The sequence below is a fragment of the Pseudomonas sp. Con_6 genome, from assembly GCF_059379395.1.
On sequence record NZ_CM182011.1, the window covers coordinates 912,341 to 930,670 of the forward strand.

Consider the following 18,330-nt stretch of genomic DNA (forward strand, 5'->3'; position numbering starts at 1 on the left):
GTTATACTCGCCCCACTCTTTGAGGGCTACCATGATTTCCTTACCGATCGATGTCGTACTGCCAGCACTGCGCGAAGCTTTGGCCCAGCGCCATGAAGCCGTGCTCGAAGCGCCACCCGGTGCCGGCAAGACCACCCGCGTGCCGCTGGCGCTGCTGAACGAACCCTGGCTGGCGGGACAGACGATCCTCATGCTCGAGCCACGCCGCCTGGCCGCCCGTGCCGCCGCCGAGCGCCTGGCCAGCGAACTGGGCGAGAAGGTCGGGGAAACCGTGGGCTACCGCATTCGCCTGGACAGCAAGGTCGGCCCGCGCACCCGCATCGAAGTGGTCACCGAGGGTATCCTCGCCCGTCGCCTGCAGGATGATCCGGCGCTGGACGGCGTCGGCCTGCTGATCTTCGACGAATTCCACGAGCGCAGTCTCGACGCCGATCTCGCCCTGGCCCTGAGTCTCAATGGCCGCGAACTGCTGCGCGACGAGCCGCCGCTAAAGATTCTGCTGATGTCCGCGACCCTGGAAGGCGAACGCCTGTCCGCGCTGCTCGACGATGCCCCGGTGATCAGCAGCGAAGGTCGCATGTTCCCGGTGCAAATGCGTTGGGGCCGGCCATTCCAGGCTGGCGAGTACATTGAACCGCGCGTCACCGAGACCGTGCTGCAGGCGCTGGAGGAACAGAGCGGCAGCCTGCTGGTGTTCCTCCCGGGCCAGGCGGAGATTCGTCGGGTACACCAGTCGTTGCAGGACACCGTGGGCGAACGCGCCGACATCCTGCTCTGCCCGCTGCATGGCGAACTCGACCTCTGCGCCCAGCGCGCCGCCATCGAGCCGGCGCCGGCGGGCACGCGCAAGGTGGTGCTGGCGACCAACATCGCCGAGACCAGCCTGACCATCGACGGTGTGCGCGTGGTGATCGACGCCGGCCTCGCCCGGGTGCCGCGCTTCGACCCGGGCAGCGGCATGACCCGCCTCGACACCCAGCGCATCTCCCGCGCCAGCGCCACCCAGCGTGCCGGACGGGCGGGGCGACTGGAGCCCGGCGTGTGTTATCGCCTGTGGTCGCAAGCCCAGCATGAACAACTGGCCGCTTATGGCAGCGCGGAAATCCTCCAGGCCGACCTCGCCGGCCTGGCCCTGCAAATCAGCCGCTGGGGCGTGACGCCTGGGGATCTGCGCTGGCTCGACGTGCCGCCGGCCTCCGCCTACGGCCAGGCCCAGGACCTGCTGCGTCGGCTCGGTGCTCTGGTCGACGACCGCCTGAGCGCTCATGGCCAGGCCATGGCCGAACTGCCAGCCCATCCGCGTATCGCCCACTTGTTGCTACGCGGCCAGGACCTTGGCCTGACCGCCATGGCCTGTGATGTCGCCGCCTTGCTCGGCGAGCGCGACATCCTCCGTGGTGCCGGCGCCGACCTGCACAGCCGCCTGAGCCTGCTCAGCGGCGAGACTCGCGCCGCCCGCGGCAGTCAGGGCGGCGTGCAGCGAGCCAGGCAACTGGCCCGGCAATACCGCGGCTTCCTGCGCGACAAGCCCGGCGCGGCGGTGGCCGATCCGGATCATCCGCGCTGGCTTGGCGCGCTGCTGGCGCTGGCCTATCCCGATCGCGTCGCCCAGCAGCGCCGTGCCGGCGGCGCGGAATATCGTCTGGCCAACGGCCGTGCCGCGCAGTTCGGCGAAGTCGATGCATTGATGAAGGAAGCGTGGCTGGTGGTCGCCGACCTTGGCAGTCGTCAGGGACAGCGTGAGGAGCGCATCTACCTGGCTGCCGAACTCGATCCGACACTGTTCGACAAGGTGCTGGCCGAACAGGTCAACGTAGTCGAGCAACTGGAATGGGATGAAAAGGAAAACGTCCTGCGTGCCGAGCGGCAGCGCAAGGTCGGCGAACTGATCCTCAGCCGTGAACCGTTGACCGGTCTCGACGACGATGCCCGGGCAAGAGCGCTGCTCGATCTGGTTCGGCGCAAGGGCCTGGCCCTGCTGCCGTGGACGCCGGAACTGCGCCAGTGGCAAGCGCGGGTGGCCTTGCTGCGCGAGCTGGACCTGGCCGGCGCCGGCACCAGCGAATGGCCGGACCTGAGCGACGACGCCCTGCTGGCGAGTCTCGCGGACTGGCTGCAACCCTACCTGGGCAAGGTCACCCGCCTCAGCCATTTCGCCAACCTCGACCTGTCCTCGATCCTGCGCAACCTTCTGCCCTGGCCGCTGCCGCAGCGCCTCGATGAATGGGCGCCGGTGCATATCGGTGTGCCGTCCGGTTCGAATATCCGCGTGGATTACAGCGAGCACCCGCCGGTGCTGGCGGTGCGCATGCAGGAGCTGTTCGGGCTGGCGGATACGCCGCGTATCGCCCAAGGCCGGCAGAAAGTCCTCCTGCATCTGCTGTCGCCGGCGCGTCGTCCGGTGCAGGTGACCCAGGACCTGGCCAACTTCTGGCGCAGTACCTATGCCGAGGTGAAGAAGGATCTGAAGGGGCGGTATCCGAAGCACTACTGGCCGGATGATCCGCTGGTGGCGGAGGCCACCGCGCGGGCCAAGCCGCGCGGGACTTGAGTGACGAGAAAGAGGCCAGCCGAATCAGGCTGGCCGGACCATTCCCTGTCTTTCGATTTCAAGAGCCAGGAAGGGAGCTCGGCGACGCAGGTAGTCAAGCGAGATATGCCCCTCGAAGTAATTGCCGGCATAGTCTTCCCGCAATTTCAGGCAGTCCGCATCGTTGAGCTTCAGGCGGGTGATGGTGGATTGCACCTTCTCCTTGGTCGGAGTGTCCAGATCGACTCTTGCGATTACCTGGTAGCCCACCAGTTCGATCTGAAACCAGTCATCCGCGACCTCGAAAGGATCGAGCACATCCTGATAGTCATTCTTCCGGCTGTTCATCAGCGAGCAGGCAAGCCGGTAGTTGCGCCATTCGTAGACTTCATCCCATGCACGAGATTTTGGAAGCATATGATCGACGGATGCGGCACCGGTAACAGGCTCGATGTATACGCAGATATAGCCGCAGACGTGATTGTAGGCTGTCCGCAGGGCAGGCAATGCCTCCGTCCAGAAGTCCGGAAATTTGTCTGGCGGGATATCCTCACGCCGTGCGGCGACCGGCTTTCGCGGACGGCCGCGGCGTGTGGGCAAGCCCGGAATGCCCGCAAGTTCGTCGATTGCGCGCAGTCCCGGCTTGCGTACCAGGTCTTCGAACGTATCAGGCTCTGCCGCCAGTACGACCGGAATCATGCCTCCGCTTCCTGCTGCTCACGGAACTGGCTCCAGCGAATCCAGAACGAATCCACATCACTGAGGCTTGCGCGAAGATCCTTGTCGATCTTCATCAGCTCTTTCTTGCGGGTTGCCGTCAGCGGCCGTGGATTGCTTGCCACCTCTCACAAGAACGCCCGAGCTTTTTCAAGCGCCTCTTCGGCATCCACGGACGCAGCTTCCTTGAGATCGAACACGGACGACGTCAGCCAGGCATTCACGCTGCCTTTGCGTGAATATGGATAAAGCGCCACCTTGACCTGCCCATCGACCATGTCGAAGTCCCAGATACAATCCTGCTCCGGGTCGAACTCCGGCTCGACCGAGGCCAGCACCAGCGGCGAGTGAGTGGCTGCCAGCAATTGCACCGGCACATCCCTGCTGCCCGTCAGGGCCCGCATCACATTGAGCAAGGCGGGTACGATGCGGCGCTGCCATTGCGGGTGCAGGTGACACTCGATTTCATCGATGAGGAAGATGATTTCCCGGGCCGGGTTGACCCGGTATTGCTTGCAGGCCAGTTGATGCTCGCGCCAGGTCCAGACCAGGAGGTAGGCGAGGGCCGCGATGCGTCGCATCCCGGCCGAGGCGTGGGTCAGGGGCACATCCTGGCCATAGGGCATGCGCAGCGACGGGATTTCCTTGACGCTGGAGCCTACTCGCATGGGTTCGCCCGGAATCAGCTTTTCCATACCGGAAGGGGACAAGGCATCCAGCACCTTGGTCAGGTCAGCGAAGGCGTCCTTGCGGCCCTCCTGCCAGAGCACCCAGTCATTGATCAGGCCGTTGCACAGCTGTGTCTTGCCATCACTGGAGAGCAGGCCATTCCAGACGTCATCGGGACTGAAGTCGAAGCTGCGCGGGCGGTCGGGAGAGGCGGCGTTCTCCTTGTCTCCCTTCCAGTAATTGCGTGCGGGGTCCCACACCGAGAAGCTGCCATCCACCCCGGCGTAGATCACGACACCGGGTACGGCAGGACGACTTTGTTTCACCGACCACTGCTGGGCCTGATGGTCGAACCGGCTTTTGTAGGAGAACGGCCCTGCGCTACCGCTATAGACGTACTCGATATTCGACTTTTCAGCATCGGACCGGGGTGCTGCGACTACGTCACGGGCCCAGGTACGGGTCAGCGACCACCATGCGATATCCAGCACGAAGCTTTTGCCCAGTCCGTTGTCGCCAGTCAGAAAGTTCAAGCGTGGCTTGAAGTCAACGGCCAACCGCTTCGCGGGGCCGATGCCCTCCAGCTTGAGACTGTTCAGCATGGGCGGTCTCCTGTAAGTCCGATGTCTTTGAGTCGATCGACACAGTTTACGGAACAACCGGGGAGAATGTAGCGGCGGCTAATTAATTGCCTTTGCAAGGAACAGGGTGCTCGTTCGCCGAGCACCCAAGGATGAGGGAATATCAGCCGGCTTCGGAGAAGTCGGCGACCTTGACGTTGCGCCGGAAACCACCGGTCAGTACCAGCAGGTAGGCCACGCCGATGGCGAACCAGCCCAGGCCGATGCTCAGGGTCAGGGAGGACAGGCTGGTCCACAGCCACAGGGTCAGGGCCAGTCCCACCAGCGGCACCACGCCGTGCAGCAGCACATTCCTGTCCTGCGCCTTGCCCAGCAGGTGGGTGCGCAGCACCGCCATGTTCACCGCCGAGAAGGCCACCAGCGCGCCGAAGCTGATCAGCGAGGCGAGGGTTTCCAGATTGATCACCAGGGCGATCAGCGACACCACGGACACCAGAAGGGTGGCGTTGATCGGCGTGCCGAAGCGCGGTGACAGGCTGCCGAAGAAGCGCTCCGGCAGCAGCTTGTCGCGGCCCATGCTGTAGATGATCCGCGACACTGCGGCCTGCGAGGCCAGGGCCGAGCCGAGGCTGCCGGCGACATAGGCCGCGGTGAAGAAGTTGGCGAGGAACTGGCCACCGACCTTGAGCATCACTTCGTTGGCTGCGGCGTCGGTATTTTCGAAATGACTGCCGGGGATCACCAACTGGCTGAGGTAGGCCAGCAGGGTGAATAGCGCGCCGGCGGCCAGGGTGGTGAGCATGATCGCCCGCGGTACGTCGCGGCGTGCATCGCGGGTTTCCTCGGCCAGGGTCGAGACCGCATCGAAGCCCAGGAACGACAGGCACAGCACCGCGGCGCCGGCCATCATCGGGTCGAAGCCGGGCTTGCTGCCATCACCGGTCAGCGGCGACAGCCAGTCCACCGGGCCGCTGGTCAGCGAGTTGCAGGACAGCGCGACGAACACCCCGATGAAGATCACCTGGGCGCCGACGATCAGGTTGCTGGCCTTGGCCACCGAGCGGATGCCCATCACATTGAGCACGGTCACCAGGGCGATGGAACCCAGGACGAACACCCAGGCTGGCACGGCGGGGAAGGCGATGTTGAGGAACAGGCCGATCAGCAGGTAGTTGATCATCGGCAGGAACAGGTAATCCAGCAGCAGCGACCAGCCGGCGAGGAAGCCGACGTTCGGGCCGAAGGCGATGTTGGTGTAGGAGTACGCCGAACCTGCGACTGGATAACGCTTGACCATGATGCCGTAGGAAGCTGCGGTGAAGAGCATGGCTGCCAGGGTCACCAGGTAGGCGCCGGCGGTGCGGCCACCGGTGGTTTCGGTGACGATGCCGTAGGTGGTGAAGATGGTCAGCGGGACCATGTAGACGAGGCCGAAGAAGACGAGCGCCGGAAGGCCGAGCACGCGGCGAAGTTGATCGTCGCCAGCGGCCGCTGTCGTGGAGTGCTGCTTGGTCATGGATGTCCCTTTGTATTTTTTATAGGGCTGCACGCGTGAATCGCGAACGGGTGAGGTGGCGATACCTGCCGATGGGTCCGTGTTTGCGGCCTAGGCTAGCGGTGTGAGGGGGGAAAGAACATTGCAGTGGTGCAAAGAGGGATTGCTGGTATGCCAATCAGGTTGACGGAAGTGGGGTGCTGATGTTGCTCTTTCGGGCCTCATCGCTGGCAAGCCAGCGATAGGGCCATCAGCATCCCCCCGAAACCGCCTGCCGTTCGATGCTCTTCAACAGTGACGCAACGATCGCCTTGGAGGCCTCCAGGCTGTGCTGGGTCGCCAGCACCATCTTCGCCAGCCGGCCCTCGGCGATCTCGCTGGCCTGGTAGTTGTTTTCATGGGCCAGGCGCAGCAGGGACATGAGTTGCTCAAGGGCATGCTTCATTTCCACCCCATCACGCACGGCGAACAGCGCTGTTTCGCCTTCATCGCAGAAGCAGAATTCGGTGTAGGTGGTGGTGAGGTCGGGGAGGGCGATGTCTTTTTTCTTCATGATGTCCGACTGGCAAGTGCGAGACCCCGCTAGTGGCTGTCGGCCGCTATGTGCGGGTAGGAAATCAACTTGCACGGTCCGTCAGAACCGGTCACTGGAAATCAACGACCCGCCAAGACTAGGCAACTCTTCCCCCTAAGCGCAACGGCTGAAAAGCCGGAAAGGTGTGCTTGGGAAATTGCCTACGACGTAGTCGGAAATCGAGGTAGATTGCTGCGTGAGTCTCCGCCTCAACTTCGATGACCCAGCGCCGCCGATATCTCCCGGCTTGCCCCCAGCAACGCCTGTAGAAACGCCTCCTGCGCCACTGCCGTATCCATCACCGCATCCGGCCCCGACAGGTTGATCGCCGCGGTGATCGCGCCACTGTGATCACGCACCCCGGTTGCGATCGCGGTGGAGTAGTCCGAGCGGTGCAGCACCCACCCCCGCTGCCGATCCTCGACTATCAGTTGCTGCAGCTCCGGCAAGGTCCTGGGCGCCGGCGGTGGGTAGTCGTCCAGCCGCACATGCTGGTACAGCTGGCTCAGTTCCGTCGCGTTCAAGCCGGTAAGCAGCACCCGCCCCAGCGCCGTGCCGTGGCAGGGCAGGCGGGTGCCGACGGGGATGTTGACGGTCAGCCGCTGCGGGGCGAAGGCGCGGTACACGTAGAGGCTGTCGGTCTGCTCGCGAATGCTCAGGTGACACGACAGCGAGGTCCGGTCCCGCAGGTCATTGAGGTAGGGCATCGCCACTTCGACGATGTCGCGACTGGCGAGGTAGGCGAAGCCGTCGGAGATGACCCGGCTGCCCAGCTCGAAATCGCTGCGCCCGGCCTTGCGCAGGTAGCCCATGTCCACCAGGGTCTGGACGATGCGGTAGACGGCGGACGGACTGACCTTCAGGTGCTCGGCCATGTCCTGCATGCTCAGGCTGCGCTGGCGGGCGTTGAACAGGCCGAGGATGGTGAGGCCGCGCTGGAGGGCGGGGACGCGGTAGTCCATGGGTTCGATGGCGGTCATGGCTGGAGCCCTGTGGTGACTGATCGATTTAACCGGGACCCGCTCCCACAGGTCCCGTGTGAACGACAAATCAATCGAGCAGGTTATCGATACTCACCGGCACCCCGCCGAACTCCCCCATCGCATCCAGCAGCGCTGCCTGGAAATACGCCAGCGAGGCCCGGTCGAAGAGCAGGTGGAACCTCGGCAGTTCCGCCGTCCCGGCATTGATGACGATCCCGTTCAGCCGCGCCACCGATGTCTGCGCCACGCTGCCGACGGGAAACGCCTCGGCCCGCAGGTCGACGCCACAGAGCTTGGCCATCACCTCGGCGACATGCCGCCCCGACAGCTGCAACCAGGCATGGCTGTCCTGGCGCGGCAGCAGGTAGTTGCGCTGCTCGCCCAGGGCCCAGCCAGCCTCTTCGTCGGCAATCCGCTGCCCACGATCCGCCAGGCTGCCCAGCAGGAAGTACTCGGTCTGCGACAACCGCGCCACCAGGGTGCCGTCTTCGCACAGCACCGCCCGGTTGGGCGCCTCGGGCAGCACGTAGCCGCGCTCGCCCAGCCACGCGGCGGCATCCACGCCACGGAAACCCACCCGTGGCACATCGGTCAGGTCGATGAGCGCGCAGCGCTCGATAGGATTGAGACTGGTCATGGCTCAGAGCTCCTGGCGCTGGTTGTCGGGGTCGTAGAACGGCAGTTTCACCACGGTGGCCTGGACCACCTCGCCACCCTCGACGCGGATCGGAATGCGCGTGCCCGGTTCGGCCTGGTCGGCGCCGGCATAGGCCAGGCCGATTATCTGACCAAGGGTGGTCGAGTACTCGCAGGAGGTGACGTTGCCGCTGATGTCCGCACCGCTTAGCACCAGGTGCCCTTCCAGTGGCTGCGCGCTGCCCTTGGGCAGGCTGAAGCCCACCAGCTTGCGTTTGAGCGGCTGGCGTTCGAGGATCTCGATCGAGCGCTTGCCGACGAAGAACGGCTTCTTGCGGCCGATCGCCCATTGCATGTCGATCTCGCCGGGGTGGGTCATGCCGTCGGTGTCCTGGCTGATGATCACGTGGCCTTTTTCCAGGCGCAGCAGGCGCTGGCTTTCCACGCCGAACGGCCGAATCCCGAAGGCGGCACCCGCCTCCATCAGCACATCCCAGAGCTTGCCGCCATGACGGGCCGGAACGTGGATCTCATACCCCAGCTCGCCCACGAAGCCCACACGCATCAACCGCGCGGGAATCCCCGCCACCGTGCCGGTGCGCACGCCAAGATAAGGGAAGCCCTCGGCCGAAAGATCCACGTCGCTGCAGACCTTCTCCATCACCTTGCGCGACAGCGGCCCGGCCACGTTCACCGCCGCCAGTGCCGCGGTGACGTTGGCGATGTCCACGTCCAGGCGCCATTGCGCATTCCACTTGAGCATCTGCTGGTAGATGCGGTCGACGCCGCTGGTGGTGGCGGTCACATAGAAGTGCCGCTCGCCCAGCCGGGCAATCACGCCGTCGTCGATCACCACGCCATGCTCGTTGGTCATCAGTCCGTAGCGGGTACGCCCCACCGGCTGTTTGGCGAACGGCATCGTGTACATGCGCTCCAGCAGTTCGGCGGCATCCGGGCCGCGCACATCGAGGCCGCCGAGGGTGGAGACGTCGATGAGGCCGACCTTCTCGCGCACATGGCGCACTTCGTCCTGCATGCAGCGCTCGCGTTCACCCGGCTTGCCGTAATAGGCCGGACGCTGCCAGATGCCGGCGGGCATCAGTTTGGCGCCGGCGGCGACATGGCGGCTGTGCATCGCGGTGTGGCGGTAGGGGTCGAAGGCACGACCGGCCACATGCGCCAGTTTCTCCGCCTCGAACGGCGGGCGCGCCGTGGTCACGCCGGTTTCGCTGATGCTGCGCCTGGTCGCCTGGGCCACCAGCCGCGCCGTCGGCAGCGCCGAATGACGCCCCTGGGATGGGCCCATGCCCACGGTGGAGAAGCGCTTGACCAGCTGCACGTCGCGGTAGCCATGACGGGTGGCGTTGATGATGTCGCGCACCTGCAGGTCTTCGTCGAAGTCGACGAAATCCTTGCCTTTGGGATGGGCGAAGATCGGCCATTCGAAGTTGACCCGCGCCTCGCCGGCGAACTCGGCAGCACCCACGCCCGGTTCCAGGCCCAGCACCTGCACGGCGGCAGCGGCCACGCGGCTGCCATCGAGCAGCACGTTGTCCAGTTGATGGCGGCCATTCACCGAGCCTGCCACGGTCAGCGCGTCCGGCAGCCCGCTGATGGCGAACTCGGCGCGCTGCTCGTCATACGCCAGCTTGCCCCCGGCCTGGCACAGCAACTGATAGACCGGCATGTAGCCCGCCGACATGCATAGCAGGTCGCACGCCAGGGTCAGCCCATGCTCGGCCACCTGGCCCTGGGCGGTGATACGGCGAATCTCCACGCCAGTCACATGGCGCATGCCTTTCTCGTGCAGGGCTTCGTACACCGTGCTGCCCAGGTGCACCGCAATCCCGCGCTTCTCCAGGGCCACTTTCAGCGCCACGTCGGCCGGCTGGGCACGCATGTCCACCAGGGCCGCGACCTGCACGCCCTGGTCAGCCAGGTCCAGCGCGGCGAGATAACCGTCATCGTTGCCGGTCAACACCACACCGCAGTTACCCGGCTTCACCGCGTACAGCTTCATCAGGCGTTGCGCGGCGCTGGTGAGCATCACACCCGGCAGGTCGTTGTTGCGGAACACCACCGGCTGGTCGAAGGAGCCGGCGGCGACGATGCATTGCCTGGCCCGTACCTTGTACATCCGCTTGCCCTGGATCACCGGCAGGTAGTTGTCGGTGAACCAGGCGTTGCAGGTGGCCTTGGTCAGCACCTGGATATTGGCGTGGCCCTGCACGGCGGCGAGCAGTTCGCGGCGCAAGGTTTCGGCGCGCTGGCCCTGCGCGTCGAAACGGGCATAGGTCAGCGAGCCGCCCAGAACCGGCTGTTGTTCGATCAACAACACTCGGGCACCGGCGTTGGCGGCCGTGAGGGCGGCGCTGAGACCGGCAGGGCCGGCGCCGACGACCGCCACATCAACGAAGAGATAGGCCTTGTCGTAATACTGCGGCTTGAAGTTCAGGTCGAGCACGCCCAGTCCGGCTTTCTTGCGGATCAACGGCTCCCAGATCTTCCACATGCCCTTGGGCTTGAAGAACGAGCGGTAGTAGAAACCCACCGGCATGAAGCGCGAGAACTTGCCCAGGTAGGCATCCCGGTCGCCGTCCAGCGAGCCGTTGTAGTTCTGCCCGCTGACCTGCATGCCGGCGTCCAGCGCCTGGGCGTCGGCCAGCACGTTGGGTTCGTCCGGCAGTTGCACCAGGGTGTTGGCGTCCTGCCCGGCCATGGTCAGCGGACCACGCGGGCGGTGGTACTTGAACGAACGCGAGAGCAGCCAGCGGCCGTTGCCGAGCAGGGCGCTGGCGATGCTGTCGCCGGCAAAGCCCTGGTAGTCGGTGCCATCGAAACTGAAGCGCAGGGGCTGCTCGCGGTCGATCAGCAGGCCCATCGGGGCGGGGAGGCGGTTCATCCGGCGATCTCCTGGACGGGGGCGGTGAAGTCGATCCGCGTGGCGAACACTTCCTTGGCGTCGAAGGTGCGCAGGATCTGGTCGGTGACCGTATGGCGCTCGGCGAGGAACCAGTAGCTGGACGCGTTGTGCATCCACCACTCGCGGACCACGCCGGCCTCGTTGTCGCTGTTGAACACGTAGTCGGCCCATTCGGCATCGGAGCAGGTGGCCGGGTCGGGCATCACCTTGAACTCGCCGCCGTAGGTGAACTCGCTGATGTTCCTTGGCCCGTTGAGCGGGCAATTCATGATCTTCATGGCATTCCCCCTTAGTGACTGGCCGCGGTGGCGCCCATTTCGTTGACCTGCTGGAAGGTGCTGAAGCGCTCCAGGGCGAAGGGCCTGATCAGGTCCGGCACGCGGCCGCCGCTGGCCACCAGTTCGGCCATGGTCTTGCCGCAGATGGGCGTGGACTTGAAGCCCCAGGTGCCCCAGCCGGCGTCGAGGTAGTAATTCTTCACCGGCGACAGGCCCATGATCGGGCTGTAGTCCGGGGTCATGTCGGTGATCCCGGCCCACTGGCGCATCAGCTTGGCGTTGGCCATGAACGGGAACATCTCGATGGCGTGGGCCAGCAGGCTTTCCTTGAGGTCCAGGGTCGAACGGGTGTTGTACAGCGGGTACGGATCGGAGCCGCCGCCGAAGACGATCTCGCCACGGCTGGTCTGCTGCACGTAGCAGTGCAGGGCCGAGGAGCTCACCAGCGGATCGAGGAACGGCTTGAACGGCTGGGTCACCATGGCTTGCAGCGGGTAGGTGTGGATCGGCGCGCGGATCCCGGCCTTCTTCAGCATGAGCGAGCTGGCGCCGGCGATGGCCTGCACCGCGCAGCCGCATTTCACCGTGCCGCGGTTGGTCTTCACGGCAGTGATGCGGCCGTCCTCGATGACCAGGTCCTGGACTTCGGTGAGCTGGTGGATTTCCACCCCGCGCTTGGCCGCCTGCCTGGCGTAGCCCCAGGCCACGGCGTCGTGGCGGGCGGTGGCGCCGTCGATGTGCCAGAGACCGGCGAGCACCGGGATGTGGCCGGGGTCGAGGTTGAGGGTCGGCACCAGTTCGCGGATCTGCTGGCGGTCGATCATCTCGGTGCGCCCGCCGAAGTGCTTGTTCACTTCCGCGCGCTGGCGGAAGGCGCGCACCGTGGCGTCGGTGTGGGCCAGGGTCAGCTGGCCGCGCTCGGAATACATGATGTTGAAGTCGAACTCGTTGGACAGCTCCTGGAACATCCGCACCGACTCGATGTAGAAGCGCACGCCCTCGCTGGTGAGGTAGTTGGAACGGATCACCGCGGTGTTGCGCGCGGTATTGCCGCCGCCCAGGTAGGACTTTTCCAGGACCGCGACATTGGTCACGCCGTGGTACTTCGCCAGGTAGTAGGCGATGGCCAGGCCATGGCCGCCGCCACCGATGATGACCACGTCGTAGGACGCTTTCAGCTCGGTCGGTGGTGGCAGGTCGACTTCCGCCGGGTACTCGGAACTCAGGCCGTATTTCAGGAGATTGAAGGGCATGGAGCCTCCTGCTGCAGGCGTGCGGCGGTCAGGGTGTTCTTCATCAGGAAGGCGATGGTCATCGGACCCACGCCGCCGGGAACCGGGGTGATGGCGGCAACCTTGGGCAGGGCGCTGTCGAAGTCGACGTCACCCACCAGCCGCGAGCGCTCGCCCTCGGTGATGCGGTTGATGCCGACATCGATCACCACCGCGCCGGGCTTGAGCCAGTCGGCGTCCACCAGGCGCGGACGGCCGACGGCGGCGACGACGATATCCGCCTGGCGGCACAGCTCTTTGAGGTTGGCGCTGCGCGAGTGGACCACGGTCACCGTGCAGTGGGCCTTGAGCAGCAGGGCGGCCATGGGCTTGCCGACGATGTTGGAGCGACCGATCACCACCGCGTGCTTGCCGCCGAGATCGCCCATGCTGTCTTCCAGCAGACGCATGCAGCCGGCGGGAGTGCAGGGGGTGAGCACGTCGCGGCCCTGGCTGAGGCCGCCCACGTTCTCGGCGTGGAAACCATCGACGTCCTTGCGTGGGTCGATGGCCTGCAGCACGCGGGCTTCATCGATATGGGCCGGCAGTGGCAACTGCACGAGGATGCCGTGGACGCTGGCGTTGGCGTTCAGTTCGCCGATCAAGGCGAGGAGGGTGGCCTCGCTGGTGTCGGCGGGCAGCTTGTGTTCCTCGGAGCGGATCCCGCATTCCTCGGCGCGCAGCACCTTGTTGCGCACGTAGACCTGGCTCGCCGGGTCCTGGCCGACGAGGATCACGGTGAGGGCCGGGGCGATGCCCTGGCGCTTCATGTCCTCGACCTGGGTCTTCACTTCCGCGATCACGCGGGCGGCGGCGGCCTTGCCGTCGATCAACTTGATGGGGGCTGGAGTATTCACCGGAAGATCACCGTACGGTCGCCGTTGAGGAAGACCCGGTGCTCAAGGTGGTATTTCACCGCCTTGGACAGGGCCACGGTTTCGGTATCGCGGCCCACGCTGACCAGGTCGTCGGCCAGGTAGGCATGGTCCACGCGCTGCACTTCCTGCTCGATGATCGGGCCCTCGTCGAGGTCCGAGGTCACGTAGTGGGCGGTGGCGCCGATCAGCTTCACGCCGCGGGCGTAGGCCTGGTGGTAGGGCTTGGCGCCCTTGAAGCCGGGCAGGAACGAGTGGTGGATGTTGATGGCGCGGCCGGCAAGCTGTTTGCACAGGTCATCGGAGAGGATCTGCATGTAGCGGGCGAGCACCACCAGCTCGGTGCCGGTTTCCTCGACGATCTGCAGCAGTGCCGACTCTTGTTGGGACTTGGTGTCCTTGGTCACCGGCAGGTAGATGAAACGGATGCCCTCGCGTTCGGCCATGGGCCGCAGGTCGAGGTGGTTTGAGACGATGGCGGTGATCTGCATGTCCATCTCGCCCTTGTGGTGGCGGTACAGCAGGTCGGCCAGGCAGTGGTCGTACTTGCTGACCATCAGCAGCACGCGCATCGGCTGGTTGCTGCCGTGCAGGCTCCAGTCCATGTCCAGGCGCCGGGCGACTGCGTCGAAGCCTTGCTCGACTTCATCGATGTCGCCGTCGAAGTTGTCGTTGAAACGGAACACTGCCCGCATGAAGAAACGACCGCTGGTGTCATCGTCGAACTGCGACATCTCGCTGATGTAGCAGCCCTTTTCCGCCAGGTAGGTGGTGACCGCCGCGACGATGCCGGAGGTCGCCGGACAGCTGATCTTGAGGATGTAGTGGCTGGTGGCGTGGTGCATTTCGGGTCCTCGGATGAAGTGGCGGCAGCGGTCGCAAGGCGGAAATTTCAGCGGTGAAGCGGTGTTTTGTCGGTGAAAGTTATTTATTGGTGGGAATAAAATATTCCTTTTGCGCTTTTATAGGCGAAAGGAAGGTGCAGGTCTAGCCTGTGGGGAAAATTTTTATCTTGGGAGGAAACTGAAAGGCAGGGGATCTTTGTGGTGGGGCTTAGGGCCCTATCGCTGGCAAGCCAGCTCCCACAAGGATTTCTGCCAGCCTGGTGAATGCATTCCAGCCATGTCCCGGAATACCCATGACATACCCAGAAACTGAGGCTGGATGCTGACCCTGTGGGAGCAACTGTCTTTGAGGATTTATTTTCAAATGATCCCTTCAGACACGGCTTCGCCAGCGATACCGCGTAGCGGTGTCGCTGGCGAAGCCCGCTTTAAAAAATGGTCCTCGGTTTTTATCAGGCCGCGGATGCCTGAGCTTCCTGTTCTCTCCACTCCTTACCGTCTCTCAACATCGCATTGAGACGCACCAGGAGCTTGCGCATACATGCCACAACAGCGACCTTGGGAAGCTTTCCTCGCGCTCTCAAAGCCTGATACTCAGCTTTGACTTCCGGATCATGCCGGACCATCGACCAGGTCGACATATAGGTCGCGCCGCGGACTGCATAGCGCCCACCCTCGATCGATCTGGGGCCGTTCTTCTTGCCGCTGTCGTTGTTGTAGGGCGCCAATCCAGCCAAGGCCGCGATCTTGCGCCCCGTCACGGTTCCGAGTTCTGGCAGAAGCGCCATGAGCGTGCCGCACATGATGACCCCGATCCCTTTAACCGATCTCAAGCGCCTGGCTTTTTCCTTGTCCAGCACGTTCGAGGCATTTTCAATCGCCTTGTCCAAGGCCTTGATCTGGCCGTTAAGGTAAGCGATGTGATCGGTGTAAGTGGATACGGCTGTAGCGCAAGTGGTCTGTTTGATCCGGCGTTTGTCGCTGTCCCGACTCTTGACCAGGCTGCCTCGCAGCTTGATCAGTTCCCCCAACTCATCTCGGTCCTTGTTGGGCTCAACCTGGGGCACGTCCTCGAAATCTCTGGCAAACTTCGCCAGCATTTGAGCGTCGATCTTGTCGGTCTTGGCAATCCTGCCCATGGATTTCGCAAAGTCACGAGCGCGTTTGGGATTGACGCGGACTGCGTTCAGCCCGCCCAGCCGCAAGGCCCTGAATAGAGCCCTTTCATAACCGCCGGTGGCCTCAAGCAATACCCGCTCGACCTCAAGCTCATTCAAACAAGCGATCAACTGAGCGAAGCCTGCAGGGTCATTGCTGACTCGAAACTGTGAGATATTCGCGGGAAAGAAGCCCACGTCTACAGTCGCTTTCGAAACATCGAGACCAACACAGTAGGAAATCATTGCCAAGCCCTCTTACACTCAAGAAGTGAGAGCACTCTGACCTATCCCTAGCTTGTGATTTCGAGTTTCGTGGCTCATCCAACTGTTCGGGCTTCTGGTCAGAGTGAGAGGTGGATGGCGACTTGGCTCCCACTCGTGCTTTAGGCACCGCTGGCATTCAGTCTGCCATCCACTGCTCTCACCCCTTTGAGTTTAAGAGGACTTGAAGACACAAGCTGGCTTGCCAGCGATGAGGCCCTGAAGGGCACTAGAGAATTTCAGTCATTCCCATAGTTCATGATCGACAACAACTTGATCGGCACCTGCACCAACTGCTCCGGCCCATGGGGCACATCGCCGTCGAAGGTCAGGCTGTCACCAGCCTGCATGTGGTACAGCTGGTTGCCATGCCGGTACACCAGCTCGCCTTCCAGCAGGTGCAGGAACTCGGTGCCCGGATGGGCGAAGGTGGGGAATTCCTCGCTGGCGTCATCCATGCTCACCATGTACGCCTCGAAATTCTTCTTCGGCCCGCGGGTGTGGTTGAGCAGGTGGTAGGTATGGCCCTTCTCGGTGCCGCGGCGCACCACTTCCATGCCCTCGCCACCCTTGACCAGGATGGCGCTGCCATCCGGCTGGTCGTACTGGCTGAACAGCTTGGACATGGGCATGCCCAGCACGTCGCACAGGCGGCTGAGGATATCCAGGCTGGTGGACACCTGGGCGTTCTCGATCTTGCTCAGCATGCCCTGGCTGATCCCGGCGATGCGCGCCACGTCCGCCAGCTTCAATTCCTGCGCCTGGCGCTCGCGGCGGATCTGCATGCCCAGGTACTGCTCCAGGCGAAGGCGGGGTGGGTTCTCGGTGGTCACGGTCGTCGATCCTGCTTGTTTTCGGTTCAGGAAAATTAATTTCGCACTGAGAAAGTGCAAAAAGATCCCTACGTCGGGTGCGGACGCCGGGACTTTCCTCGGATGAAAGAGAGTTTCCCATATAAACAGCAGGTCGGGGCAACGCCGGGGCCATTTCTTCCTGTGTCTTCAAAACTGGCAAGCGCATTGCATTCCTGTCAGGAAACTAAATTTCCTTGATGGAATTGCATGTTCAAGCCCAGCCCTCAACGCCACGTTCTTCGCTTCCGGACCACGGTGCTGGCTCGATTCGACCTTGTTCGCCTGCCTTTTTCCGACCGCCTTGCCCTATTCCAGGAGTGAAGACTCATGTTGCCAGTTGATACGCAGCGCATCATCGAACAGCACGGCATCAAGTACGTGCTGGCCCAGTTCGTCGATATCCATGGCGCCGCGAAGACCAAATCCGTCCCGGTCACCGGGCTCAAGGCGGTGGCCGAAGACGGGGCCGGATTCGCCGGCTTCGCCATCTGCGGCATGGGCATGGAACCCCATGGTCCCGACTTCATGGCCCGGGGCGATCTTTCCACGCTGATCCCGGTTCCATGGCAGCCGGGCTATGGCCGTATCGTCTGCATCGGCCACGTCAACGGCGAGCCCTGGCCCTTCGACACGCGCTACGTGCTGCAGCAGCAGGTCGAGCGCCTGAAGGACAAGGGCTGGACCCTCAACACCGGCCTGGAACCCGAGTTCAGCCTGTTCCGCCGCGATGCCAGCGGCAAGCTGCAACTGGTGGACGCCTCCGACAACCTCGACAAGCCCTGCTACGACTACAAGGGCCTGTCGCGCTCCCGGGAATTCCTCGAACGCCTGACCGAAGCCCTGCAGCCGGTGGGCTTCGACATCTACCAGATCGACCACGAGGACGCCAACGGCCAGTTCGAGATCAACTACACCTACAGCGATGCCATGGAGTCGGCGGACCGCTTCACCTTCTTCCGCATGGCTGCCGGCGAGATCGCCAACGACATGGGCATGATCTGCTCGTTCATGCCCAAGCCCGATCCGAAGCGCGCCGGCAATGGCATGCACTTCCACCTGTCGATCGCCAGCGCCACCAACAAGAACCTGTTCCACGACGCCAGCGACCCGAGCGGCATGGGCCTGTCGAAGCTGGCCTATCACTTCGCCGCCGGCCTGCTCGCCCATGGCCCTGCCCTGTGCGCGTTCGCCGCGCCGACCGTGAACTCCTACAAGCGCCTGGTCGTCGGCCGCTCGCTGTCGGGTTCCACCTGGGCGCCGGCCTTCGTTGCCTTCGGCTCCAACAACCGCTCGGCCATGGTCCGCGTGCCCTATGGCCGTCTCGAATTCCGTCTGCCGGATGCCGGCTGCAACCCGTACCTGGTGACCGCCGCGATCATCGCCGCCGGCCTCGATGGCATCGAGCGCCAACTGGAGCCGGACTTCGTCTGCAACGAGAACCTCTACAACCTCAGCCTCGAAGAAATCGCCGCCCGCGGCATCAAGACCCTGCCGCAGTCGCTCAAGGAAGCCACCGACGCCCTGGCCGCCAACCCGCTGTTCCGCGAGGTGCTTGGCGCTGAGATCGTCGATGAATTCATCCGCCAGAAACGCATGGAGTGGGTGGAGTACAGCCGGCATGTCTCCGACTGGGAGATCCAGCGCTACACCGAATTTTTCTGATCCGAATTCCCGATTC

At 63.8% G+C, this 18,330-nt stretch carries 15 protein-coding genes; 2 read left to right on the forward strand and 13 right to left on the reverse strand.

All coding sequences use genetic code 11. The features are described from left to right. The first annotated feature begins 31 nt into the window (after positions 1-31). Positions 32-2,551 carry an ATP-dependent helicase HrpB gene (gene hrpB / locus AC5QPF_RS04225; RefSeq protein ID WP_494962139.1) on the forward strand — a complete coding sequence of 840 codons (2,520 nt, stop codon included), beginning with the start codon at positions 32-34 and terminating at the stop codon, positions 2,549-2,551. 24 nt (positions 2,552-2,575) lie between these two features. Here hrpB and AC5QPF_RS04230 read toward each other — a convergent pair whose 3' ends face one another. From AC5QPF_RS04230 to AC5QPF_RS04290, 13 genes are all read right to left on the reverse strand, one after another. Then, positions 2,576-3,229 carry an HNH endonuclease family protein gene (locus AC5QPF_RS04230; RefSeq protein ID WP_494962140.1) on the reverse strand — a complete coding sequence of 218 codons (654 nt, stop codon included), beginning with the start codon at positions 3,227-3,229 and terminating at the stop codon, positions 2,576-2,578. A 146-nt stretch (positions 3,230-3,375) separates the two neighbouring features. Continuing rightward, complete coding sequence (locus AC5QPF_RS04235; protein WP_494962141.1) at positions 3,376-4,518, reverse strand: AAA family ATPase; 1,143 nt, start codon at positions 4,516-4,518, stop codon at positions 3,376-3,378. A gap of 142 nt (positions 4,519-4,660) precedes the next feature. Beyond that, positions 4,661-6,013 (reverse strand): amino acid permease, encoded by a 1,353-nt coding sequence (locus tag AC5QPF_RS04240; RefSeq protein WP_494962142.1) that lies wholly within the window; start codon positions 6,011-6,013, stop codon positions 4,661-4,663. Positions 6,014-6,242: 229 nt separating this feature from the next. Continuing rightward, the gene (locus tag AC5QPF_RS04245; protein WP_494962143.1) at positions 6,243-6,545 is read right to left on the reverse strand and encodes a DUF3077 domain-containing protein; all 303 of its coding nucleotides are present in this window, start codon (positions 6,543-6,545) and stop codon (positions 6,243-6,245) included. A 230-nt stretch (positions 6,546-6,775) separates the two neighbouring features. Then, positions 6,776-7,546 (reverse strand): IclR family transcriptional regulator domain-containing protein, encoded by a 771-nt coding sequence (locus AC5QPF_RS04250; protein WP_494962144.1) that lies wholly within the window; start codon positions 7,544-7,546, stop codon positions 6,776-6,778. A gap of 70 nt (positions 7,547-7,616) precedes the next feature. Beyond that, positions 7,617-8,186, reverse strand: coding sequence for a sarcosine oxidase subunit gamma (locus tag AC5QPF_RS04255; RefSeq protein WP_494962145.1), 570 nt, complete (start codon positions 8,184-8,186; stop codon positions 7,617-7,619). Between the two features lie 3 nt (positions 8,187-8,189). Beyond that, positions 8,190-11,087, reverse strand: coding sequence for a 2Fe-2S iron-sulfur cluster-binding protein (locus AC5QPF_RS04260; RefSeq protein WP_494962146.1), 2,898 nt, complete (start codon positions 11,085-11,087; stop codon positions 8,190-8,192). Next, entirely contained in the window at positions 11,084-11,386 is a 303-nt protein-coding gene (locus AC5QPF_RS04265; RefSeq protein WP_494962147.1) for a sarcosine oxidase subunit delta, read from the reverse strand. The genes AC5QPF_RS04260 and AC5QPF_RS04265 overlap by 4 nt, the downstream gene beginning before the upstream one ends. Positions 11,387-11,397: 11 nt before the next feature. Next, a complete protein-coding gene (locus AC5QPF_RS04270; protein ID WP_494962148.1) occupies positions 11,398-12,639 on the reverse strand; it encodes an FAD-dependent oxidoreductase in 1,242 nt (413 codons plus the stop codon). After that, complete coding sequence (folD, locus tag AC5QPF_RS04275) at positions 12,621-13,514, reverse strand: bifunctional methylenetetrahydrofolate dehydrogenase/methenyltetrahydrofolate cyclohydrolase FolD (RefSeq protein ID WP_494962149.1); 894 nt, start codon at positions 13,512-13,514, stop codon at positions 12,621-12,623. The genes AC5QPF_RS04270 and folD overlap by 19 nt, the downstream gene beginning before the upstream one ends. Beyond that, a complete protein-coding gene (gene purU / locus AC5QPF_RS04280) occupies positions 13,511-14,377 on the reverse strand; it encodes a formyltetrahydrofolate deformylase (protein ID WP_494962150.1) in 867 nt (288 codons plus the stop codon). Before purU ends, folD begins: the two co-directional genes overlap by 4 nt. A gap of 452 nt (positions 14,378-14,829) precedes the next feature. Continuing rightward, positions 14,830-15,780, reverse strand: coding sequence for an IS110 family transposase (locus AC5QPF_RS04285; RefSeq protein WP_494960164.1), 951 nt, complete (start codon positions 15,778-15,780; stop codon positions 14,830-14,832). A 257-nt stretch (positions 15,781-16,037) separates the two neighbouring features. Then, positions 16,038-16,631 carry a helix-turn-helix domain-containing protein gene (locus AC5QPF_RS04290; RefSeq protein ID WP_330073130.1) on the reverse strand — a complete coding sequence of 198 codons (594 nt, stop codon included), beginning with the start codon at positions 16,629-16,631 and terminating at the stop codon, positions 16,038-16,040. 348 nt (positions 16,632-16,979) lie between these two features. On the opposite strand from AC5QPF_RS04290, the gene glnT reads away from it, so the two are divergent. Next, positions 16,980-18,314 carry a type III glutamate--ammonia ligase gene (glnT, locus tag AC5QPF_RS04295; protein ID WP_494962151.1) on the forward strand — a complete coding sequence of 445 codons (1,335 nt, stop codon included), beginning with the start codon at positions 16,980-16,982 and terminating at the stop codon, positions 18,312-18,314. Positions 18,315-18,330: the final 16 nt, after the last annotated feature.